The 23,832-nt window shown below is 54.3% G+C and carries 22 protein-coding genes; 3 read left to right on the forward strand and 19 right to left on the reverse strand.

Going from position 1 to position 23,832, the window contains the following annotated elements; translation table 11 throughout:
* Position 1: 1 nt before the first annotated feature.
* The gene (locus tag NDQ72_17000; GenBank protein WKD27714.1) at positions 2 to 1,636 is read right to left on the reverse strand and encodes an NAD+ synthase; all 1,635 of its coding nucleotides are present in this window, start codon (positions 1,634 to 1,636) and stop codon (positions 2 to 4) included.
* A gap of 145 nt (positions 1,637 to 1,781) precedes the next feature.
* Between NDQ72_17000 and NDQ72_17005 the strand changes: the two genes are divergently transcribed.
* Entirely contained in the window at positions 1,782 to 2,048 is a 267-nt protein-coding gene (locus tag NDQ72_17005; protein WKD27715.1) for a hypothetical protein, read from the forward strand.
* Between the two features lie 32 nt (positions 2,049 to 2,080).
* Here NDQ72_17005 and thiO read toward each other — a convergent pair whose 3' ends face one another.
* A complete protein-coding gene (gene thiO, locus NDQ72_17010; protein ID WKD27716.1) occupies positions 2,081 to 3,190 on the reverse strand; it encodes a glycine oxidase ThiO in 1,110 nt (369 codons plus the stop codon).
* Between the two features lie 78 nt (positions 3,191 to 3,268).
* Between thiO and NDQ72_17015 the strand changes: the two genes are divergently transcribed.
* A complete protein-coding gene (locus NDQ72_17015) occupies positions 3,269 to 3,793 on the forward strand; it encodes a GspH/FimT family pseudopilin (protein WKD27717.1) in 525 nt (174 codons plus the stop codon).
* Positions 3,794 to 3,821: 28 nt separating this feature from the next.
* Here the strand turns inward: NDQ72_17015 and trxB are convergent, their stop codons facing one another.
* Positions 3,822 to 4,772, reverse strand: coding sequence for a thioredoxin-disulfide reductase (trxB, locus tag NDQ72_17020; GenBank protein ID WKD27718.1), 951 nt, complete (start codon positions 4,770 to 4,772; stop codon positions 3,822 to 3,824).
* A gap of 271 nt (positions 4,773 to 5,043) precedes the next feature.
* Between trxB and acnA the strand changes: the two genes are divergently transcribed.
* Positions 5,044 to 7,776: an aconitate hydratase AcnA gene (gene acnA / locus NDQ72_17025; protein ID WKD27719.1), complete on the forward strand. Its 2,733-nt coding sequence runs from the start codon at positions 5,044 to 5,046 to the stop codon at positions 7,774 to 7,776.
* 83 nt (positions 7,777 to 7,859) lie between these two features.
* Here the strand turns inward: acnA and NDQ72_17030 are convergent, their stop codons facing one another.
* The 16 genes from NDQ72_17030 to NDQ72_17105 all read right to left on the reverse strand — a co-directional run bounded on the left by NDQ72_17030 (position 7,860) and on the right by NDQ72_17105 (position 23,730).
* Positions 7,860 to 9,545, reverse strand: coding sequence for an NAD-dependent malic enzyme (locus tag NDQ72_17030; protein WKD27720.1), 1,686 nt, complete (start codon positions 9,543 to 9,545; stop codon positions 7,860 to 7,862).
* A 172-nt stretch (positions 9,546 to 9,717) separates the two neighbouring features.
* Entirely contained in the window at positions 9,718 to 10,929 is a 1,212-nt protein-coding gene (locus tag NDQ72_17035) for a YeeE/YedE family protein (GenBank protein ID WKD27721.1), read from the reverse strand.
* Positions 10,930 to 11,066: 137 nt separating this feature from the next.
* Positions 11,067 to 12,089 (reverse strand): tryptophan--tRNA ligase, encoded by a 1,023-nt coding sequence (locus NDQ72_17040; GenBank protein WKD27722.1) that lies wholly within the window; start codon positions 12,087 to 12,089, stop codon positions 11,067 to 11,069.
* Between the two features lie 49 nt (positions 12,090 to 12,138).
* Positions 12,139 to 12,621 carry a hypothetical protein gene (locus NDQ72_17045; GenBank protein WKD27723.1) on the reverse strand — a complete coding sequence of 161 codons (483 nt, stop codon included), beginning with the start codon at positions 12,619 to 12,621 and terminating at the stop codon, positions 12,139 to 12,141.
* Positions 12,622 to 12,650: 29 nt separating this feature from the next.
* Complete coding sequence (locus tag NDQ72_17050) at positions 12,651 to 13,124, reverse strand: prepilin-type N-terminal cleavage/methylation domain-containing protein (GenBank protein WKD27724.1); 474 nt, start codon at positions 13,122 to 13,124, stop codon at positions 12,651 to 12,653.
* A 13-nt stretch (positions 13,125 to 13,137) separates the two neighbouring features.
* Positions 13,138 to 13,545 (reverse strand): prepilin-type N-terminal cleavage/methylation domain-containing protein, encoded by a 408-nt coding sequence (locus NDQ72_17055; protein WKD27725.1) that lies wholly within the window; start codon positions 13,543 to 13,545, stop codon positions 13,138 to 13,140.
* Complete coding sequence (locus NDQ72_17060) at positions 13,546 to 13,878, reverse strand: type IV pilin (GenBank protein WKD30433.1); 333 nt, start codon at positions 13,876 to 13,878, stop codon at positions 13,546 to 13,548.
* A gap of 132 nt (positions 13,879 to 14,010) precedes the next feature.
* Positions 14,011 to 14,991 (reverse strand): 4-hydroxy-3-methylbut-2-enyl diphosphate reductase, encoded by a 981-nt coding sequence (ispH, locus tag NDQ72_17065; protein WKD27726.1) that lies wholly within the window; start codon positions 14,989 to 14,991, stop codon positions 14,011 to 14,013.
* Between the two features lie 55 nt (positions 14,992 to 15,046).
* Complete coding sequence (gene fkpB / locus NDQ72_17070; protein WKD27727.1) at positions 15,047 to 15,490, reverse strand: FKBP-type peptidyl-prolyl cis-trans isomerase; 444 nt, start codon at positions 15,488 to 15,490, stop codon at positions 15,047 to 15,049.
* Between the two features lie 27 nt (positions 15,491 to 15,517).
* A complete protein-coding gene (gene lspA / locus NDQ72_17075; GenBank protein ID WKD27728.1) occupies positions 15,518 to 16,066 on the reverse strand; it encodes a signal peptidase II in 549 nt (182 codons plus the stop codon).
* The gene (gene ileS, locus NDQ72_17080; GenBank protein WKD27729.1) at positions 16,059 to 18,890 is read right to left on the reverse strand and encodes an isoleucine--tRNA ligase; all 2,832 of its coding nucleotides are present in this window, start codon (positions 18,888 to 18,890) and stop codon (positions 16,059 to 16,061) included. Before ileS ends, lspA begins: the two co-directional genes overlap by 8 nt.
* 7 nt (positions 18,891 to 18,897) lie before the next feature.
* Positions 18,898 to 19,935: a bifunctional riboflavin kinase/FAD synthetase gene (ribF, locus tag NDQ72_17085; protein ID WKD27730.1), complete on the reverse strand. Its 1,038-nt coding sequence runs from the start codon at positions 19,933 to 19,935 to the stop codon at positions 18,898 to 18,900.
* Positions 19,936 to 20,081: 146 nt separating this feature from the next.
* Positions 20,082 to 21,659: a murein biosynthesis integral membrane protein MurJ gene (murJ, locus tag NDQ72_17090; protein ID WKD27731.1), complete on the reverse strand. Its 1,578-nt coding sequence runs from the start codon at positions 21,657 to 21,659 to the stop codon at positions 20,082 to 20,084.
* Between the two features lie 110 nt (positions 21,660 to 21,769).
* Complete coding sequence (gene rpsT, locus NDQ72_17095) at positions 21,770 to 22,036, reverse strand: 30S ribosomal protein S20 (protein ID WKD27732.1); 267 nt, start codon at positions 22,034 to 22,036, stop codon at positions 21,770 to 21,772.
* Between the two features lie 273 nt (positions 22,037 to 22,309).
* A complete protein-coding gene (locus tag NDQ72_17100; GenBank protein ID WKD27733.1) occupies positions 22,310 to 23,065 on the reverse strand; it encodes an amino acid ABC transporter ATP-binding protein in 756 nt (251 codons plus the stop codon).
* Positions 23,062 to 23,730 (reverse strand): amino acid ABC transporter permease, encoded by a 669-nt coding sequence (locus tag NDQ72_17105; protein WKD27734.1) that lies wholly within the window; start codon positions 23,728 to 23,730, stop codon positions 23,062 to 23,064. Before NDQ72_17105 ends, NDQ72_17100 begins: the two co-directional genes overlap by 4 nt.
* Between the last annotated feature and the right edge of the window lie 102 nt (positions 23,731 to 23,832).

Here is a 23,832-nt window from a genome sequence, read left to right on the forward strand (position 1 = left end):
CTTAATCGCCAGGCTGCCAACCATTAACAATCGGGTAGCGCCGGTCGCGCCCAAACCCTCGGGGCGTCACCCGCACTCCGACCGGGGCTTGGCGGCGCTTATATTCGCAGCGATCAACAAGCTTCACTACTTTATAAACATCTTCCTCATCAAACCCAGCGGCGATAATTGCCTCAGCACTCATATCGCCTTCAATGTAGCTCACCAGAATGGCGTCTAGCACATCGTAATCAGGCAATGAGTCACTATCTTGCTGGTCGGGCGCCAGCTCCGCACTGGGCGGACGCTCAATCACTCGCTCTGGAATAGCGGGCGATTGGGTATTGCGCCAGCGGGCTAAGCGATACACCCAGGTTTTATAGACGTCTTTGATGGCGTTATAGCCACCCACCATGTCGCCATAAAGCGTGGCGTAACCCACGGCCATTTCGCTTTTATTGCCGGTCGTAAGCACCATCAGGCCTTTCTTATTGGAGATCGCCATCAGCAGAACGCCGCGACAGCGCGACTGCAGGTTCTCTTCCGTAGTATCCCGCTCGGTGCCCGCGAAACTTTCTGCCAACGTGCCCATAAACGCTTCGACCATCGGCTCGATAGGCATTACGTCATAATGAACGCCCAGCATGTCAGCCTGTTCGGCAGCGTCCTGTTTCGAGATATCCGCCGTATAGTGATAAGGCATCATCACTGCTTGCACACGCTGAGGGCCCAACGCATCGACGGCAATCGCTAAGGAAAGAGCAGAATCGATACCACCGGAAAGCCCCAGAACAACGCCTTGAAAACCACTTTTGTTGACGTAGTCGCGCAGTCCTGTCACCAAGGCACAGTAAAGGCTCTCTTCAGGCTCAACCTCTGGCTCAATTTCACCTACTTGGGGTTCCCACGTATCAGCGCTCGTTTGCAGCAGTTGAACGGGCATTAAGCCTGCTTGCCAAGAAGGCGCCAGCACTTTGAGTTCGCCTTGGGCGTCTACACAGCTAGAGCCACCGTCGAAAACCAGCTCGTCCTGCCCACCGATCGTGTTCACATACACAATCGGGCGATTTACATCCTGGGCACGCTGCTCTAACAGGCGCAAGCGCTCGCTGGGCTTATCCTGATGATAGGGCGAGGCGTTTAAGCTGATCAGCACTTCTGCGCCCGCTTCACGGGCAGCATTGACCGGAGTGCCTTCCCAAAGGTCTTCACAAATCAGCAGCCCTAGCTTGGCGCCTTTGTGTTCGTAAACCAGCGGTTTGGTGCCCGGCGTAAAGTAGCGCTGCTCATCAAACACCTGATAGTTCGGCAGTGCCTGCTTGGCATACTCCGCTTCCCATTGGCCGTTATACAGCACACCCGCCAGGTTATACCGCTTCCCTTCACGAACGCCCGGATAGCCAATAATCACCAGCACATCGCGGGCGATTTTTTCTGCCATCTTCGCCCGCGCTTCACGCAAGCGAGCTTCCATCGATGGGCGAAGTAGCAGATCTTCTGGTGGATAACCAGACAAGAAAAGCTCTGGGAAGACAACAATATCCGCCCCATGCTCGATCCTTGCTTCGCGCACCGCTTCAATGGCGCGTGCAGCATTGCCGGGAATATCTCCCACTAAAGGGTCGAGTTGGGCCATTACCAGCGTTAAGTCTTGCATGGGCGTTAAAATCTCTTGAGAATCTTTAGAACACGTTGCCGCTCACCTAAGTACATTGTCCCGCAAGGGCTGCCAACTGGCAAAGGTTAGCCGGCGCTCATGTTACTCTAGCTATTATTACATCCCACCATGGGAGTCATAGAGGATGAACCTTTTGATCATTCGGCTGATTATTTTTGCCGTGCTGTTCTATGTGGGCCTGAAACTTTATGGTCTCTACCGAGAGCGCAAACTTTCCCACCAACAGAGTGAACCCGAACGCCATGAAGGCGGACAAATGGTGCGCTGCCGCTGGTGCGATGTCCATGTTCCGGAAGAGGAAGCCCTACGCGATAGCGAACAGTGGTTTTGCTCAAGCGCTCATCGGGATCGTTTTTTGCAAGAGCAACAAGATAAGCAGAACCGCGATTAAAGCCGCTACCGATAGACAGTGTCAGCCATCAGCTATGCCAAATCCGTGATTAATCGATCTACTGTCGGCTGAAAGGGTGCTGGGTCGATAAGTGGCTCACGCCCTAATAGCTGATCAACCAATACATGGGTAGACGCCGGTGCAAGCACTAACCCATTGCGGTAATGGCCCGCATTGACGTACACATCAGACCACCCTGGCAGCGCCCCAATAAATGGAATACCGTCCGGCGAGCCTGGGCGTAACCCTGCCCAATGATAAGCAACCGGTTGATCTGACAGCGCAGGCACAATGCTTTCAGCGGTCCGTTTGAGTGACGCCAGTGCTTCACTATCGGTCGTTTTATCAAAACCCGCTTCTTCTAAGGTTGAGCCTACCAACAGCAACCCATCACTACGCGGGATAATATAGCGACCATCCTTCAATACCACGCGCTGCACCAATCCTGGCGGCGCTTGATAAGCAATCATTTGGCCTTTGACGGGGCGTACCGGCAGGCGAATCGTTAAGCTTTCTAACAGCTTGGCTGTCCAGGCGCCACCGCATACCACCACCCTTTCAGCGCGCAGCTCCCCTTGCGCGGTCGCAACACCCAACACCTGTTGGTCGTGCGTTATAAAACTATTTACCTCACAGCCTTCATTAAGCACAACGTTCGGCATTGCCAGCAGCCGAGCGCGCAACGCCTGCCCAAGGCGTGGGTTGCGCACACTGCCAAGTGTCGGCATCCACAACGCACTCTCCTGCGCGGATGCCACCATGGGCTCCTTCTGACGCACAAACTCAGCGCTAACACGCTCCAGCGGCTTGGCTAAACCTCTCGCCCAACCAAGCGCGGTGTCTGCATCGTCAACGTTGAGATAGAGCAGCCCTTTTTGGCGATATTCAGGATCAATGCCGGTTTCTTCCAACAAGCGTAGCGACAGCGTGGGATACACGCCCTCTGACCAGCGCGAAAGCTGCGAGATTGGCGGCGCATACCGCCACGGGTAAAGCGGCGAGACAATGCCGCCACCCGCCCAAGAAGACTCCTGCCCGCAAATGCCGCGCTCCACTACAGTAACCTGCTGGCCAGCATCTGCTAGCTGCAGTGCCGTCATCATACCGATCACGCCACCGCCAATAATTAAGAAATTGCTCACAACGTTTGTCCGCTTTGGCTTACATAAAAAACGATCACCGCGAGGTAGGCTGTAGAAAAACACACGCCTGGAGCCACCATGCCAGCTAACAATAACGGCGTTCCACACACGCGTATCCAAGGCTTTACCCTGATCGAACTTATTATTGCTCTTCTGCTTATTTCAGCCTTAGCCGCCTGGGGAGTGCCAAATTTTCAAGCACTTGGCCGAAGCACTGCCGTTACCGCCGATATTAACAGATTGCAGTCTGCCTTTTCGCTGGCTCGTAACACAGCGATTACGCAGCGTAAAACGGCCACGGTTTGCCCAACCAATCAGCAAAGAAACACCTGCACCAGTGACTGGAGTAACGCGCTACTGGTCATCAAGGGGGACGCGATAAATCAAATAACCAGCAGCGATGTCGTTCGTGTCTTTCCTAAGGAGCAGGCAACTACCGTCACTTATAATCGTAACAGGCGGCGTGTGAGCTATAACACGCTTGGCCACGCAAACGGCTTCAACGGGCGTTTTTATATATGTGCGGCAAGCGCTCCAGGAAAAGTGCTCGTGCTCAGCCGACTGGGTCGCCTGCGCATCGATGAAACGCCCGCCGATTGTTGATCGCGACAGGCGTTTAACCACGACTAACTCAGGCGATGCCATCCAGATAGCGTTCAGCATCTAGCGCGGCCATGCAACCACTGCCTGCAGAAGTAATCGCCTGACGATAAATATGATCCATCACATCACCACAGGCAAAGACGCCTGGCACGCTGGTAGCGGTAGCATTGCCTTCAAGGCCCGATGTCACCTTGATGTAGCCGCCATTCATTGCCAACTGGCCCTCAAAAATCCCCGTATTAGGGCTATGACCGATAGCGATGAACAAGCCAGGCGCGTGAATCTCTTTGGTAGAACCATCTTTAGTCGACTTAACACGCACGCCAGTTACACCGGAGTTATCGCCCAGCACCTCGTCCACTTCATAGAACCACTCAAGGGCAATTTTGCCTGCTTCGACTTTCTCGAACAGCTTGTCCTGGAGGATTTTCTCGGCGCGCAGCGTGTCGCGACGATGCACCAACGTAACCTTAGAGGCGATGTTTGAGAGGTACAGCGCTTCCTCAACAGCGGTGTTGCCGCCCCCCACCACGATCACTTCTTGATTGCGATAAAAGAAGCCATCGCAGGTAGCGCACGCAGATACCCCTTGCCCCATAAATTGCTGCTCGGTTGGCAAGCCGAGATAGCGTGCGCTAGCACCGGTGGCAATAATCAGCGCATCACAGGTGTAAATTCCGCTGTCCCCTTTTAAGGTATACGGCTTCTCACCTAAGCTGACCTCATTGATATGGTCGAACAACACTTCCGTATTAAAACGCTCAGCGTGCTGCTTCATGCGCTCCATCAACTCTGGCCCCTGAACACCTTGTGCGTCGCCGGGCCAGTTATCGACATCAGTTGTGGTGGTCAATTGGCCACCTGCCTGCAAGCCGGTAATCAGCAGCGGTTTTAAGTTAGCACGGGCGGCGTACACCGCTGCCGTATACCCTGCAGGGCCGGAACCAAGAATAATTAAACGTTCATGACGCGTTTCCATGACACCACCTTTGTCACAATTGAGCAGATATCGTTTGCAAGAGAGTCTGCCTGAAATGGCGTCAAGTACAAGCAATTACAAGGGTTAGCCTTCGCTATTAGGCGAAGACGCCTTGAAAGCCGGGGGTGAAACACCCATGTGCTATTAACAAGATAAGCCATACTGGGGATAAGCCACATTAAAGCAAAGCAGTGACCGTCGCGCCTAAGCATTGCGATCAGCAAATTGTGATCAGCATTCGTTTAAGGCCAAGCAATCAAAGGAGAGACCAATGGGCAAGATACCCGATACGCTCACCACGCTAGAAGTAGGCAACCAGCAGTATCATTACTATAGCCTGCCAAAAGCCGCCGACGCGCTCGGCAACATTGACCGGCTACCCAAAACGCTCAAAATTCTGCTCGAAAACCAACTGCGCTTTGGCGATGACGAAAGTGTTGATCAAGAGGACATTCAGGCGCTAGTGGACTGGCAAAAAGAGGGCAAATCAAGCCGTGAAATAGGCTACCGCCCCGCCCGTGTGCTCATGCAAGATTTCACCGGCGTGCCCGGGGTTGTAGATCTTGCCTCTATGCGCGCTGCCGTTGAGAGGCTCGGCGAAGATCCCGCCCGTATTAACCCGCTTTCTCCTGTTGATCTGGTTATTGACCACTCGGTGATGGTCGACAAATTCGGCAATGCTGCCGCGTTTCAAGAAAACGTCGATATCGAAATGCAGCGCAACCGTGAGCGCTACGAGTTTCTGCGTTGGGGCCAGCAAGCGTTCGATAACTTTAGCGTTGTACCCCCCGGCACCGGCATTTGCCACCAGGTTAACTTAGAGTACCTGGGGCGCGCAGTGTGGACAAAAGAGCAAGATGGCCAGACGTTTGCCTACCCCGACACCTTAGTCGGTACCGACTCCCACACTACTATGATCAACGGCCTGGGCGTACTTGGCTGGGGCGTCGGCGGTATCGAAGCCGAAGCCGCCATGCTTGGCCAGCCGGTCTCGATGCTGATTCCGGAAGTCGTTGGCTTCAAGCTTAGCGGCAAGCTACGCGAAGGCATTACCGCCACCGATTTAGTACTTACTGTTACTGAAATGCTGCGTAAAAAAGGCGTGGTAGGTAAGTTTGTTGAATTCTACGGTGACGGCCTTAAAGACTTGCCGTTGGCTGACCGTGCCACTATTGCCAATATGGCACCGGAATATGGCGCGACCTGTGGCTTTTTCCCAGTCGACGACGAAACGCTCAACTACATGCGTCTTACCGGCCGTGAAGATGGCCAAATTGCGTTGGTAGAGGCCTATAGCAAGGCACAGGGGTTATGGCGCGAACCGGGCGATGAACCGATCTTTACCGACTCTCTCAGCCTCAATATGGACGAGGTAGAAGCGAGTCTTGCCGGCCCGAAACGCCCCCAAGACCGCGTGGCGCTAAAAGACATGGCCGCCGCCTTTGACAAGTTCATGCAAGAGGACACTAGCGCAGACACAACCGCAAAAGGAAAGCTCTCCTCGGAAGGCGGCCAAACAGCGGTGGGGGCTGAGCGTAGCTTTAAACATGACACCAGCCAAGCCGTTAAACTTAACGACAAGGATTTCAGCCTCGATCCAGGTGCCGTGGTAATTGCCGCTATCACCTCATGTACCAACACCTCCAACCCCAGCGTCATGATGGCCGCCGGACTGCTGGCACGTAATGCACGCCAAAAGGGACTCGCCACGAAACCTTGGGTTAAAACCTCGCTTGCTCCCGGTTCAAAAGTGGTGACCGATTACTTAGCAGCCGCGAACTTAAGCGATGACCTGAATGCACTAGGCTTTAACTTGGTGGGTTATGGCTGCACGACGTGTATCGGTAACTCCGGCCCGCTGCCCGATGAGATCGAAAAAGCGATCAACAGCGGCGACCTTGCCGTGGCATCGGTGCTTTCAGGCAACCGCAACTTTGAAGGCCGCGTTCATCCGCTAGTCAAAACAAACTGGCTCGCCTCCCCGCCCTTGGTGGTCGCCTATGCGTTAGCCGGTAACGTGCAGTGCAACTTAACGTCCGATCCACTTGGCCAGGACGATGAAGGCAACCCGGTTTATCTCAAAGACATCTGGCCTTCTCAAGCAGATATCGCCACTGCCGTTGAACAGGTCAACACTGAGATGTTCCGCAAAGAGTATGGTGCGGTATTTGAAGGCGACGATACCTGGAAAGCCATCAACGTTCCTGAAAGCAAAGTTTACCAGTGGCCTGAATCGACCTACATTCAGCACCCACCGTTTTTCGAAGGCATGGAGCGTGAGCCGGACGCCATTGAAGATGTTGAAAACGCTCGTGTGTTAGCCCTGCTAGGCGACTCGGTGACGACCGACCATATCTCCCCAGCGGGCTCTATCAAGCCCGACAGCCCTGCGGGTCGTTACCTGCAAGAGCACGGCGTTAAGCCCGTCGACTTCAACTCCTACGGCTCACGTCGAGGTAACCATGAAGTGATGATGCGCGGCACCTTTGCCAACGTGCGCATTAAAAATGAAATGCTGGATGGGGTTGTTGGGGGTGAGACCCGCCACGTTCCCAGCGGCGAGCAAATGGCGATTTACGATGCCGCCATGAAATATAAGGAGGAAGGCACTCCCCTAGTGGTGATTGCTGGTAAAGAGTATGGCACCGGCTCTTCACGGGACTGGGCCGCAAAAGGCACCCGCTTATTAGGTGTGCGCGCGGTTATTGCCGAGTCCTATGAACGTATACACCGCTCAAACCTAATTGGCATGGGCGTGGTACCGCTGCAGTTCCCTGAAGGCGAAAGCCGTGCAACGCTGGGTTTGACTGGCGATGAAGAGATATCAATTGCTGGCTTAAGCGATTTAAGCCCAGGCGGCAGCGTGAAAATTGTCATCAAAAATGACGATGGCGAGCGCACCGTTGATGCCAAGTGCCGAATTGATACCGTCAATGAGCTGGCTTACTACCGCCACGGTGGTATCCTTCACTACGTGTTGCGCAAAATGATCGGCGCAGCCTAGAGGTAAAACCTACCAATGCTTGCATAGCCCCCACCATGGTGGGGGCTTTTTTTACGTTCTGGTTTGGTTTCTCGTGATTAAGCTTAGAAAGCTCTGCGGCGATAAGCACGATACTCAGGCGACCAGCACGCTCTCTCAATACGCTCACGTAGTTCGGTACCGCTTGTTTTAAGCGCCACGCCGTTTTGTTGCGCCTGGGCAGCTACTTCAAAGGCAATCGATTTACTAATATCGCGAATCCGCGATAACGGCGGTAGCAGTGCGCCCTTGCCCTCCTTAACCAGCGGCGCTTCACGCGCCAGTGCCCGAGAGGCGCTCATCAACATTTCATCTGTCACGCGATTAGCGTTCGCGGCTATCACGCCTAACCCAATACCGGGGAAAATATAGGCATTGTTGCACTGGGCAATTGGATAGGTGCGGCCGTTATACACCACCGGTGCAAAGGGGCTACCAGTCGCGACTAGCGCTTGGCCGTCGGTCCAGCGAATCATATCTTCAGGTATCGCTTCTGCCTGAGAAGTAGGGTTAGATAGCGGCATAATCACCGGATGCTCGCAGCCCGCGTGCATGGTGCGCACCACTTGTTCGGTGAAAATACCGCGCTTGCCGCACACACCAATCAATATCGTTGGTTTCATTTGGGCAATGGTCTCTTCAAGCCCCTGACCATTCCAGTTAGCCACCAGCTCAGAATCGTGGGCCAAACGGCGCTGGAAATCCCGCTGCCAAGGCTGATCCGTGGTCATCAGCCCATCTCGGTCGACAATGAATATTCGCGCCCGTGCTTCGCTCTCAGTCAGACCCTCTGCCTGCATGGCCACGACCACCTGCTCAGCAATACCACAGCCTGCCGAACCGCCACCAACAAACACTACGCGCTGCTGGGCAATCGTTTCATCGCGAGCCTGGCACGCCGCCATTAAGGTGCCAACCACCACTGATGCGGTACCTTGCACATCGTCATTAAAGCAGCACAAATCGTCACGGTAGCGCTCTAAGAGTGGCACCGCATTGGCCTGGGCAAAGTCTTCGAACTGCAGCAGAACGTTCGGCCAGCGACGTTTTACAGCGGCAATAAATTCCCCCATAAACGCATCGTACTCTTCCTGGCTAACCCGCTCATGACGCCAGCCCATGTACATAGGGTCTTCCAGCAATGCCTGATTATTAGTGCCCACATCAATCATAATCGGCAACGTGTAGGCGGGGCTAATACCACCACAAGCGGTATAAAGTGCCAGCTTACCGATGGGAATACCCATCCCACCAATCCCCTGATCACCCAGCCCTAAAATCCGCTCGCCATCGGTGACAACAATCACCTTAACGTTATCTTTGGTGGCACTGCGCAGGATATCGTCCATATGCTCGCGATCCGGATAGCTGATGAACAGCCCCCGGTGATTGCGATAAATATTAGAGAACTCCTGACATGCCTGCCCAACCGTAGGGGTATAAATAATCGGTAGCATCTCTTCTAGATGCTGAGAGACCAAGCGAAAGTAAAGCGTTTCATTGTCGTCTTGGATGGCACGCAGATGAATATGCTTCTCTAAATCACTATGACACTGTTGATACTGGCGATATGCCCTCGACAACTGCTCGTCAATGGTCTCCACTTTTTGCGGCAACAAACCAATCAAGTTAAACGCTAGCCGCTCCTCTTGAGTAAACGCGCTGCCTTTGTTCAATAGCGGCATTTCAAGCAAAGAAGGACCGGCGTAAGGAATGTACAGGGGGCGTTTACTCTTCGTAGACATAGGCACTCTCTTTTTATGTCGATTGCTATTGCAATGCAGCAACGCTGGGCGTTGGCGGCGTTTCGCATAATGTAACATGCTAGTACGACAAAGGTGGGAGGGACATAAATAATGGCAATAAAAAAACGCCTTGGTGGCTACCAAGGCGTTCTCAAAAAGCATTAAAGCTGGTCAACCACTAGCAGCTTTTAGCAACAGGTTTGCGACCTTCAACACCGCTAAAAAAGAACGGCCGCAGCTTAACGCCCACCATGTTGCCGGCGAACGCCGCAACCATCCATAGCCAGCCATGCAAGCTGCCAGAGGCAATGCCGCTGAAGTAAGCGCCAATATTGCAACCAAATGCCAGCCGCGCGCCATACCCCAGCATGACGCCACCAATGACAGCTGCTAATAGGGATTTAAACGGGATGCGGAAGTTGGGAGCAAAGCGCCCAGCTAGGCTCGCGGCGGCAAGCGCACCCAACATGATGCCAACATTCATTACCGTCGTAATGTCACTCCATACACTCGCCTCTAATGCCGCCGCATTACCCGGCGCTTGCCAATAGCCCCACTGACTGACATCACCACCAACGAGCTCAAACCCTTTCGCCCCCCACAGCGCGAACGCAGAGGTAATGCCCCAAGGGCGACCAGCAAGGGCCAATGTTGCGAAATTAAGTAGCGCTAGCGCTACTGCGCCAGCAATCAACGGCCACGGCCCCGTTAACCAGCGCTGACTGCCCGGCTTATCGACCAGCGGCGCCTGCTCCAAGTGGCCATGACGACGCTTTTCCATAATCACAGTAAACGCAGTAATCGCTGCAAACAGCACCAAGCTAATCGCGATACCACCGCCAGCACCTGCCACATTCACCAGCGACACAGGCTGAAACGCGGGCAGGCTCTGCCACCAGCTAAAATGCGCCGAACCAATCACCGACCCGACAATAAAGAACAGCAGCGTAATTAACATTCGTGCATTACCACCACCTGCAGTAAACAGCGTGCCCGAGGCACATCCGCCACCTAACTGCATGCCCACACCAAAGATAAACGCCCCCACCACAACCGAAATACCAATCGGCGCAACAAAACCACTCACGCTGGTGCCAAACAGTGAACCAGCGCTTAACGCCGGAAAAAACAGCACCACCGCAATCGCCAGCATCACCATTTGGGCGCGCAAACCACGCCCCCGCCGCTCGTTGATAAATACCCGCCAAGCAGCAGTAAAGCCAAATGCCGCGTGATACAGCACCAGCCCAAGCAAGCCGCCAACAATCATTAATAGACCAATATTGGCGCCAAACACGACACCGATAATCACCGCGCCCAGCACAATGGCTGCCGCTGAGAGTAATGGCACCCGGTTCTGACTAGGTGCCACTGCAGAAATCGTCGACATAGCTCACCTTCTAACAACGCCAAAAGCGCCTGTTAGAAACAGGCGCTTGGCTGAGTTGGACAATACAGATAAGACTAACGATAGCTGTAGAACGCTGAAAATTCTTTATCCAGCAGTGCATATGCTTTTAAAGAATATTAAACAAAGCGTCCTAAACCTACCGCAGAACGTAAGCGATCCATGGTGACGGCGGCTTCTTCTCTGGCGCGATCGGCACCTTTTTGCAGCACCGCTTCAATATGCGCGGGGTCTTCCATAAGCGCGATGTAACGCTCGCGGGGCGCGGTTAAGTGCGCATTCAAGTAATCAAACACGTGGTTCTTAGCGTCGCCCCAGCCAATGCCTGCCACGTACTGCTCGCGTAGTGCAGCGGCTTCCTCATTGCTGGCAAACGCTGAGAATATCTGGAACAGCGTGCAGGTGTCTGGATCTTTGGACTCACCGGGTTCCAGTGAGTTGGTTTTGATTTTGCGCACCAGCTTCTGCAGCTTTTTCTCGCTGGAGAAAAGCGGGATCGTATTGTTATAGCTTTTAGACATTTTACGACCGTCTAAGCCCTTCAACACTTCGCCTTTTTCATCCACAACGGCTTCAGGCTGAGTGAAATACTGGCCTTTAAACATGTGATTGAAACGTCCGGCGATATCACGCGCCATTTCAATGTGCTGAATTTGGTCGCGCCCTACCGGCACTTTATTGGCATTAAACATTAAGATGTCGGCGGCCATTAACACCGGGTAACCGAACAAGCCCATGGTGACGCCTTTATCAGGGTCTTGGTCACCGGCCTCTTCATTTTCAGCGACCGCTGCTTTGTATGCGTGGGCGCGGTTCATCAGCCCCTTGGCGCATACACAAGACAGCATCCACATTAATTCGGGAATTTCAGCGATATCCGACTGACGATAAAAAATGGCGTTATCGGTATCTAACCCTAGCGCAAGCCACGTGGCGGCAATTTCCAGACGCGACTCTTGCACACGCTTCGGATCTTGGCATTTGATCAGCGCGTGATAGTCAGCAAGAAAGTAAAACGACTGTACGTTGGGGTCTTGGCTTGCCTCAATGGCAGGCTTAATAGCCCCGACATAGTTACCAAGGTGTGGCGTTCCGGTCGTGGTAATCCCGGTCAGCACGCGGGTTTTGGCTGTCTGACTCATAGTGTGGATCCAGCTGGATAAAGGTCAAAAAAGGTAAGTCATTGTACACTTAATGCCAAACCACCGTCGCCTGTGTCTGATGGCTTTCCTCTCCTTCTTCTACTTTGATAAACACAGGTAGGCTCTGTGCTAGTAATGTTTCACTATCGGCATCGCTAACAACCGCACCTAACGCCACTACCCAAGGTTGGCTATCACGTTCAACGGGCGTAAATAAACAACTATTGTGTTCGCAGTCATCGCCCAGCAGCGTGGTTAATGGGTGCGCTACGACATCTTCCCAGCGGAGAGTTTGATCGCTATTGATGGTGAGCACGTTGCCTTCCCACTCCAATTCACTAAATGATGCCACTGCTTGCGAGGCGGCTATTTCAGCGCGCATTTGCGCTAACGTCGATGCCCGGTAATTACTCGCTAAGCGTTCATCCACAAACGCAGATTGAACGCAGATAACGCCAATAATCAACGCGCTAGCTAGTAGCGCCATCACCACAACGAGCGCAGCGCCCTGCTCCTGCGGTCTAAGCTGCATATCGCCTCCTTGTGCACACTCCACACCGTTCATGGACTAGCCGAAAACGCAGACTGCAGAGCAGCCTCTCGATGGGTAACGTGGAAATCGATATTGGCCCCTTGCCGACCTAATGGCAGTGACACTACGCTAACCCCATTGCTGGCGGGCGCTCCAAGCGGTTCGTCCCGCTCACAGCTAGCGCCAGCGTCATAATCAAAGGTGACCAGCGGTTGAGCCTCCTGCATATCCTGAACCGTGCAGCGACAGTCAGCTTCAATCACCACGCACTGCAGGCGAAAAAAAGGCGCTCCGTTTGAGTCGGTAGCGCCGTGTCTGCGTAGGGTGTCGGTAATCGATGTCGCCGCGTAAAGAAGCGCTTCCTGATGACGCCCCAATTGATCTACCTGCTTAAACGTATGAAAGGTGCTCAAGAAAAGCTGTCCAGCACCCAGAATCACCACCGTCCCAATGACCATGGCGACCAGTAGCTCTGTTAACGTAAAACCGCGCTGCACATCCATGGCAGGCCTACCTTTACGGCTGATTGGGAAGTTGGAACACGTAGTTGAAGATATCGTCGGACTCATTAGGCTCAGTCCGCAGGCGCACCACCACATCAAACCGGCAGCCTTGGCGCTCAATACGACTCTGTTGCCCCTGGGCATAGCCTAGCGCCGCTTGCTGGCCTGCAAACCAATGGCTATGCCATGCGGACTCAATAGTGGTTAACGGAATCGTGCCACAGTCTTGGTACGAGGAAAGCGCTGCCCATATCCGCTCTTGGGCATCTACCGCTGCGACGTTCGCTAGCGACTGCGTGTAGCCTGCACTAGCGCTTTGCAGTGCTGTTACCTGCATCGCGGCGACACCTATCAGCCCAAACGCTAAAATCACCAGCGCGATAAGCGCTTCAATTAGCGAAAAGCCATTTTGCCTAACCATTTACCAGCACGCCTCAGGCAGGCGCTCACCTCGCGCATTAAATTGAATATCGCTGTGACAACCGTCAGTTTGTGATGTTGCCGCCGTCAGTAAAAACCCGCCATTGTCTTCACTGCCGTCATCGGCTGTAATCGTGTAATTACCATCGGGAGAAGAGGGAGTAAAGGAGCAGTCGGCATACGTGTATTGGCGAGAGTAACAGCGCTCAAGCTCGGCGGCGGCCTGCAACAGGCCAGCATGGGCATCTGTGCGTAGTGAACGCTCAACATAGCGGGTGTAACTGGGGTAGGCAATGCCCGCCACTATGCCGATGATAGCGACGACAATCAGCATTTCAATGAGCGTAAAACCGTGCTGACGAGCTTCCTGGCGCCCAGCACGGTTAGCAAAAGGCAAAGGCACTGAACGCGCTCCTGTATCAGTTAGCCCATACCCTGAGTATGTCGCAAACCGATATGCTTTGCATCAGTCGCTTACAATCACTTGCTCACGCAGTTCTTTCGGCATAGAAAAGGTAATATTCTCTTCGCGGCCCTGCAGTTCAACAGGCACCTCTGCGCCAAAGGTCTGCAGCTTGTCGATAACACCTTTCACCAGCACTTCTGGCGCACTGGCTCCGGCAGTGACACCAATGCGGCTGACACCTTCCAGCCACGTTGGCGCAATTTGGTCGGCATTATCGATCAAATAGGCAGGCGTGCCCATCCGCTCGGAAAGTTCGCGCAGGCGATTAGAGTTGGAACTATTGGGGCTGCCGACGACCAATACCAAGTCGCTATCTGCCGCTAGCTCACGCACCGCATCCTGGCGGTTTTGAGTGGCATAACAGATATCATCTTTGCGTGGCCCCTGAATCTCTGGGAACTTCTCACGCAGCGCATCAATTACCTTAGCGGTGTCATCCATCGAAAGCGTGGTTTGGGTCACAAATGCCAGCGCTGACGGGTCGTTGACGGCTAACTTGGCCACGTCCTGCTCATCTTCGACCAGGTAAATCTGGCCACCATGGGAAGTGTCATAACGCCCCATGGTGCCTTCGACTTCCGGATGGCCTTCGTGACCAATCAAAATGCACTCTTGGCCGCGCTTAGCATAACGCAACACTTCCAAATGCACTTTGGTGACCAATGGGCAGGTCGCATCGAAGACTTTGAGACCGCGCTGCTCGGCTTCTTGTTGCACGGCACGGGAGACACCGTGAGCCGAGAAAATCACGATCACGTCGTCAGGCACTTCATGCAGCTCTTCAACAAACACCGCGCCACGTTCACGCAATGTCTCCACCACAAAGCGGTTATGTACCACCTCGTGGCGCACGTAAATGGGCGGGCCGAAGACATCTAGCGCGCGGTTGACGATGTCGATCGCGCGATCCACGCCAGCACAAAAACCGCGCGGGTTCGCCAGCTTGATCTGTATTGGCTGAGAGGACTCTGATGACTGCATAAAAGCGCCTTGATGCAACTTGCATCGCCGGTTAAATGAAAACGAGTGCTTAAAATCAGTGTTTGGTGATGGGCGTTACGTTCAGCACATCGACTTCAAACGTCAACGTGCGACCTGCTAGCGGATGGTTAAAATCCACTTCCACACGGTCGCCGTCTATGGTTTTGACCACGCCGGGCAGTTCCGTTCCCGCTTTATCGGCAAATGACATCACCATACCGATTTCTGGCGCTTCATCACCGAAATCGGCGCGCTTCAGCGTTTGAATATTTTGCGGGTTATGCTGCCCAAAGGAGTGCTCAGGCGTGATTTGAAACGACCCGCTCTGGCCTGCGGCCATGCCTTTAATCGGGTGTTCGAAACCAGGGGGCAAGTTACCGTCGCCATACTGGAACGTCGCCGGGGCTTTCTCTTTGGTGGAATCGACTACCGTGCCATCCTCCAGCTTCAGCGTGAAGTGCAGGGTAATTTCCATACCATCGTCAATTAGGTAGTCCATGGTTCCTCACTCGTCACTCTATGGCTTTCAATCACGCTGCTGTAGCGCGGCTTTCTTACGACGTCGATCACCCATTATCGACTCCCAAATTAACCCCACCGCCCCCAGCGTAATACCGATATCCGCCACATTAAAGGCAGGATAGTACCAACCAGCGGCATGGAACGATAAAAAGTCCACCACATAGCCATGTACTAAACGGTCATACAGATTACCCAGGGCACCGCCAATAATCAGTGGCAACGCCACGGCCAGCAGTTTTTCGTCAGCCTTAACGCGGGAAAGCCAGACGGTTAAGCCAATGCTGGCACCAATGGCAATCAGCGCAAAAAACCAGCGCTGCCAGCCGGGATGGTCCGCTAAAAAGCTGAACGCAGCGCCAGTATTGTGCAGTAGCGTTAGGTTGAAAAACGGCAGCACCTCAACGGGCTGGGCATAATTCAACAAATGGCTGGCGGTATATTTGGTCAGCAAATCTAACACGATGATCGCCACCGCTAGCCACAGCCAGCGTAGCGGCCGCCGCATCGGCGGCCGCTGGTGTGGATCATTGGTGGTTGACGCAGTGCTAGGCATAGTAACGAATCTCGCCGCTGCCCTCTGGAAGATTGCTGATACAGCGACCACACAGGTCGGCATGCTCAGCATGGGTGCCTACATCAGCACGATGGTGCCAGCAGCGCTCGCACTTCTGGTGCTCGCTTCCGCTAACCGCCACTTTCAAGCCTTCAAGCTCGGTGCTTTCTGCGTTAGCAGCATCCGCTAGCGGTGCTAGATGGACTTCACTGGTGAGCATCACGAAGCGCAGCTCGTCGCCCAATTTGGACAGCGTAGCGTTCAGTTCATCGCTCACGTAAAGCGTAACTTCCGCCGCCAAGCTGCCTTTGATGACTTTGGCATTACGGGCGTCTTCCAGGCACTTATTCACCGAATGCTTCACTTCCAGCACTTGCTCCCAGAAGGCACGGCCCAGCTCAGCGCCATCCTCTAAGGTGCCAAGCCTGGTGTAGTAAGTTTCCAGCAGTACGCTGTCGCCACGCTTGCCAGGAATATGCTCGTAGATCTCCTCGGCGGTAAACGACAAGATCGGTGCAATCCAGCGGCTCAGCGCTTCAACCACATGATAAAGCGCGGTTTGCGCGCTACGGCGGGCGAGTGAATCCGTTTGAGTGGTGTACTGGCGATCTTTGATGACATCCAGGTAGAAGCCGCCTAATTCCCGTGCGCAGAAACCGTGTACCTGCTGATACACATCCAGGAAACGGTACTCTTCATAGGCTTTTTCGATACGCCCTTGCAGCTGTGCCGCACGGTCAACCACCCACTGATCCAGTGCCAGCATATCGCCAAAGGCCACCTGATCGTTAGCCGGATCAAAACCGTTCAAGTTAGAAAGCAAAAAGCGTGCAGTGTTGCGGATACGACGATACACATCGGCGGTACGCTTCAAGATTTCGTCGGACACCGCCATTTCACCGGAGTAGTCGGTAGATGCGACCCAAAGGCGCAAAATATCAGCGCCCAACTTATCCATCACACTTTGCGGCGCGACCACATTGCCCAGCGATTTGGACTGCTTACGGCCCTGTGAATCGACGGTAAAGCCATGGGTTAGCAGTTGACGATAGGGCGCATGACCATCAATCGCCGAACCGGTTAACAGCGACGAGTGGAACCAGCCACGGTGCTGGTCCGAGCCTTCCAGGTACAAATCAGCACGCGGGCCGCTTTCATGGCCATGAGGATGCGAGCCACGCAGCACATGACGGTGCGTGGAGCCGGAGTCAAACCAGACATCCAATGTATCGGTGACTTTGTCGTACTCAGCAGCTTCGGCACCGAGTAGCTCAGCGGGGTCGAGTTTAAACCACGCCTCGATACCCTCTTGCTCGACGCGCTTAGCCGCCTCTCCCATCAACTCAACCGTTTTGGGGTGCAGCTCGCCGGTTTGCTTATGCAAGAAGAACGGAATCGGCACGCCCCAGTTACGCTGGCGAGAGATACACCAATCCGGACGATTAGCGATCATGCTATGCAAACGCGCCTTGCCCCACGCGGGAGTAAATTCGGTGGCTTCGATGCCCTCCAACGCCCGCTCACGCAGCGTTTTACCGTCTTTACCTTTGATATCCATGCCCACAAACCACTGGGCAGTGGCACGATAAATCACCGGGGACTTATGGCGCCAGCAGTGCATATAGCTGTGCTTGATAGTCATGTGCGCCATTAGCGCATTAACCTCGCGCAGCTTCTCAACGATATGCGGGTTGGCTTTCCAGATCATCTGGCCGCCGAAGAACGGCAGATCATCGGCGTAGACACCGTTCCCCTGCACTGGGTTAAGCATGTCGTCAAAGCTCATGCCATGCTCACGGCAGGTGATAAAGTCATCCATACCGTAAGAAGGCGCTGAGTGAACGATGCCTGTGCTACCCACGTCGGACTCAACGTAATCCGCTAGGTAAACCGGCGAGAGACGGTCATAGAACGGATGACGGAAATTGATCAGATCCAGCGCAGCACCTTGTGCGGTAGCGATTACGCTGCCCGTCAGCTCAAAACGCTCTAAACAGCTTTCTACCAGCTCTTCTGCGAGCAGCAGCAGGCGTTCGCCGGTATCCACAAGCGCATAGGTAAACTCAGGGTGAACGTTCAGCGCCTGGTTAGCGGGGATTGTCCAAGGCGTGGTGGTCCAGATCACCACCGCCGCCGGCTTGGGCAATTCGCTTAGACCAAAGGCCGCCGCTAGCTTGTCGGCATCTTCTACCGGGAAAGCGACATCGATAGCGTCGGATTTTTTATCGGCATATTCAACTTCCGCTTCAGCCAAGGCCGAACCACAATCAAAGCACCAGTTAACCGGCTTTAAGCCTTTGAACACATAGCCCGCATCCACCATTTCCGCCAAGGCACGGATTTCGCCTGCTTCATTAGCGTAATCCATCGTGCGGTAGGGGTGGTCCCAGTCACCGATGATGCCCAGGCGAACAAAGTCAGCTAGCTGCGTTTCAATCTGCGCACCGGCATATTCACGGCACAGCTCGCGGGCTTTATCCGCGGCCAAATGTTTGCCGTGGGTGGTTTCTACCTTGTGCTCAATAGGCAGACCGTGGCAATCCCAGCCTGGCACGTAAGGGGCATCAAAACCCGCCAGATTCTTCGACTTAACAATAATGTCTTTAAGGATTTTATTGAGAGCGTGACCAATATGGATGCTGCCGTTGGCGTAGGGAGGGCCATCGTGCAGAACAAACAGCGGCGCACCCGCGCGGGCATCGCGCAGGCGCTGGTATAGGTTCATATCCTGCCATTTAGAAACGCGCCCTGGCTCCTGCTTCGGCAGCATGCCGCGCATAGGAAAGTCGGTTTCTGGCAAGTTTAGCGTGTGCTTATAATCCATAGTCCGGTCAGCCGTCGTTAGCATCGGCGGCGTTATCCGCCGAAGAGAAATCAGAAGAAGCGGTCTCACGCCCAAGCGGGGCCGAGGCCAGCGGAAGAGAATTCATGCAGCCAGCACCCGCTGCTGCAAAGTAGCGGCGCGCTCTGGCTTGATCGTGTTCAATTTGCGTTTTTAGCGCATCAAAGTCATCAAACTTCACTTCCCCACGCAAACGCGCGCAGGGGTAAACCGTCAGTCGCTGACCATAGAGGTCGCCTGAAAAATCCAACAGATGAACTTCCAGCGTGGGGCGTTTAGATCCCACCGTTGGCCGAAAGCCAACATTCGCCACGGCGGGATAACGCTGACCATTAGCCAGCTCGGCCACCACAGCAAACACGCCGCGCAGCGTTAATGGCTGAGGCAACAGCGGCAGGTTAGCGGTGGGCACACCAATGGTGCGCCCTAGCTGCTGGTCGCGTACCACACGGCCATGCAGCGAATACGACCTGCCAAGCAGGCGTGCAGCGACCTCAAAGTTACCGCTGGCCAGCAAGGTACGTACGCGCGAACTGGATACCCGTTCGTCATCAACTTTAAAGGTACGCGTGTGTTCGACACCAAATCCTTCCACCTGCCCGACAGTTTCAAGCAAGGTGAAATCGCCACGGCGGTCGCAACCAAAGCGGAAGTCGTCGCCCACCACCAGATGCTTCACCCCCAAGCCCTCAATGAGCACTTGATCGATAAACTCGCGCCCGGTCAGGCTGCGCAAGGCATCATTGAAAGGCAGGCACAGCACCTGTTCGGCACCATGATCACGCAGCAAGCGAACTTTTTCACGCAGACGGGTAAGCCGCGGCGGCGCTTGATCACCGGCAAAAAACTCCCGCGGCTGAGGCTCAAACACCACCACGGTCAACGGCACCTTCAAGCGCGCCGCATGCTCACGGCACTGCTGCAGGATCGCCTGATGGCCGCGATGCACACCATCAAAATTACCGATGGTAGCAACGCAGCCCCGATGAGCCGCTGTCAGATTGTGCAGACCTCGAATGACGTGCATGGCACCTCTTTTTTAAAAGCCTTTTTTAAAAGCGTTTGCCGTCTAAAAGCGTTTGATTATAACCAACGCGTTGATCAGGTGCAGGGGAAGATTACGTTCGCCCTGGCATCACCTTCTTTATCACCCTAACGCTGCCTGTTTGCGCATTAGCTATTCATCTTAAAGTGACGCAGCCGCAGGCCAAACGCGGTCAGCCAGGCAAAATAAAGCCCACCACCCAGCACCACTAACCCTGCTACCCAGCGAATACGCTGCCACAGTTCAAAATCAAGCCACTCCTGCCAGTCGGGGGCAGCCAGGTAAAGCGCAATACTCATCAACGCGCTACCGCCCACCAGTTGGACTGCGTAGCGCCCCCACCCCGGCTGAAAGATCAACACCTTCTGGCGATAGAGCAGATACCCCAGCAGCCCAGCGTTTAAAAATGCCGACAGCGCGGTTGCCAATGCCAAGCCTGCGTGAGCAAGCGGCCAAATTAACAGCAGGTTAAACACCATGTTAGCCACCATGGCGATAATGCCCACTTTGACCGGTGTTTTCGTATCCTGGCGGGCAAAGAAGCCCGGTGCTAACACCTTGATCAGCATAAACGCCACCAATCCAAAGGCGTAAGCGCGTAGGCTCATGGCGGCCATTTGAATATCGGTATCGGTCATTGCCCCGTAGTGGAACAAGGTAATCAAAAACGGTTCTGCCAGCACGGCCAGTGCCAGCGCAGCGGGCACTCCCAACAGCAGCACGACGCGAATGGCCCAGTCTAGCATCGCTGAAAAGTGTTCGGTGGACTGCTCCGCATGACGCTTCGAAAGCGCCGGCAGAATAATCGTGCCAATCGCCACACCGAAGACCCCAAGCGGAAGTTCGACCAACCTATCCGAATAGTACAGCCAAGACACACTGCCCGCCGTTAACAACGAGGCCAGTACCGTATCCAGCAGCAAGTTAATTTGCGATACCGATACGCCAAACAGCGCGGGAGCCATGAGCTTCAGGATGCGCTTCACGCCTTCGTGGGCAAAATTTGGCCACGGGGTCGGCAACAACCCAAGGCGCAGCAAAAACGGCACCTGAAATGCTAACTGGGCAGCACCCGCAATCAACACTCCCCAGGCCAGCGCCATGGCGGGTTCTTCCATTAACGGCATTAACAGTAGCGCCGCGCCAATCAGCGAAATATTCAGCAGCACGGGGGTGAACGCGGGCACCGCAAAGCGGTTCCAGGTATTCAGCACGCTTCCCGAAAAAGCGGTTAACGAAATCAGTAGCAAATAGGGAAACGTCAGACGTAGCATGTCGGCTGTCATGGCCAGCTTTTCGGGGTCGCGCCCAAAGCCGGGGGCAAATACCCACACCAACCACGGAGCGCCCAGCATCGCCAACGCTGTTATTAGCGCCAAAATAGCCGTCAGACTGCCCGCTACCGCATTCAGTAGCTCGCGAATTTCCTGCTTACTGCGCTGGGTTGAGTACTCTGAAAGCACCGGCACAAAGGCTTGGTTAAACGCCCCTTCGGCAAACAAACGGCGCAGAAAGTTAGGGATTTTAAACGCAACGAAGAACGCATCCGAGCCGTTGCCTGCCCCCAAGAAGGTGGCAACCACCACATCGCGCACCAACCCCATCACACGCGACAACATGGTCATGGCACTGACCACTAACCCAGAGCGCATCAACCCGCGGCGCGGGGGCGACATATTTGCTTGCGGTGGCGTGTTGGCGGTCATCACTCAATCCATAGCGACTAAAACAAGAGACCCAAAGTCGCCGCGGGCAACGCGACGTATAGACACAAAAAAACCGGCCGCAGCCGGTTTTTTTTATGGCGCCTGCCGGCTTACGCCGCCAGAGCCTTAATGCGCTTGTTCAAGCGGCTTTTCAGACGTGCAGCTTTCTTCTTAGAAAGAACGTCTTTATCAGCGATGCGGTCGACAACCGGCTGCATTGCCCGGAACTCTTCCATCGCTTTGCCATGATCGCCGGTGCTGATCGCTTTGATCACACGCTTGATGTAGGTGCGGACCATGCTGCGCTGGCTGGCTTTCAGGACGCGACGAGTCTCGGCCTGGCGGGCGCGCTTGCGTGCTTGCTTGCTGTTCGCCACAGGTATCTCCTTGGAGAATAAAGGTTGCCAATAAACGGCAACGGATTAACTATGTGTTTGTCGGTCGGCTTTCACCACGACATTTCCGTCAGAATCTTTCCACAATAACCAATTGATTTGGAAGCAATTAAAATACTGCCAAATGATGTAACGAGCAGTTCAAAATCTGCCCGTCCACGGGTCTTGTCTGAGAGGATGGCATAGTCTATCACGCGTTAAGCGGGCTTGCTAGCGCTTGTCAATGCTTTTCCCGCACGGATTGCCACTGACCCGTTATGGCAATACCTGCCCCGTTGGCGCCAGAATTTTGCGCAGAAAACGCCGCGTCCGCTCATCTTGAGGATTGGTGAACAGCGCTTCGGGCGGCCCTTGCTCGACAATTTGCCCTTCATCCATAAACACCACCCGGTCGGCGACGTCTCTGGCGAACTGCATTTCGTGGGTCACCACAATCATGGTTTGCTGCTCGGCGGCGAGCTGTTTCATTAAGCTCAGCACCTCTTCCACCCATTGCGGATCCAGCGATGAGGTTGGCTCGTCAAATAGGATCACATCGGCATTCGCGGCCATCGCACGCCCAATGCCTACCCGCTGCTGTTGGCCACCGGAAAGTGATGCTGGATAAGCATCTGCCTTATCGGCCAAGCCAATGCGCTCTAAAATCTCCCTTGCCCGAGCGTGCGCCTGAGCCTTAGGCAGCTTATCTACGACAATCATGCCTTCGCTGATATTTTCTAACGCCGTCTTGTTAGCAAACAGCCCATAGTTCTGAAATACGAAAGCGGTTCGTCGGCGTAGCGCCAGAATATCGGCACGACTAGCACGCCGGGCATCGACTCTTAAATCGCCTACCGTGATGTGTCCCGCTTCTGGGCGTTCTAGAAAGTTAATACAGCGCAGCAGGGTTGATTTACCAGTACCCGAGGGGCCAATAATGACGATGATTTCACCCTGTTCCAGGTGCAAATCAACGTCGGTAAATACTGGCTGCTGGCCAAAACGCTTACTGACAGATTCGAGGGTGATCATCGCTGGTACGCCTTATTCAGATACGTTTCCAGACGGCGCTGGCCCCAGGAAAGCGCTTCCACCACCACCCAGTAAATAATCGCCACCAGCAGAAATGCTTCCAGATAGAGAAAGCTTCCAGAAGCCTCTTTTTGGGTAGCGCCCATCATTTCGGTGACACCCAGGGTAAACGCCAGGGAAGTCGCTTTAATCATATCGATGAAGTAGTTCATCAGCGTTGGCGTTGCCACGCGGGTGGCTTGAGGCAGAATAATCCGCCGCATCAATTGAGACTGGGTCATGCCGATGGACAGCGCCGCTTCAGTTTGGCTACGGTCAATACCGACAATTGCCGCGCGAATGGATTCCGCCATGTAGGCCGAAAAGTGCAGCGTTAAGCCAAGCACCGCAGCAGTCACTCCGTTGATGGAAATCAGCGCGTTAATCAACTGAGGCAAGCCGTAATAAAACAAAAATAGCTGTACTAACAGCGGCGTTCCGCGAAAAAACGAGATAAACAGCAGCGCCGCGCCGTTCAACACCGGCACTCGCGATACCCGAATGACCGCCAACAGGCAGGCAATGATCAGCGCAAACAGCATGGCGATGCTCGCCATTTGCAGCGTTAACGGTAAATAGCTCAGTAGGACCGGCAACAGGTCCCACATATACTCCACATTCAGCATGGTTATTCCAAGGTCAGTTTCGCAACGTCGCTATAAGCGAAACGGCCGTGGCAGTGCCACGGCCGCAATCAGTTGCTGGTCGTCTAAAGGTAAACGCCGCGA

The organism is Halomonas sp. KG2 (genome assembly GCA_030440445.1).
Classification (GTDB): domain Bacteria; phylum Pseudomonadota; class Gammaproteobacteria; order Pseudomonadales; family Halomonadaceae; genus Vreelandella.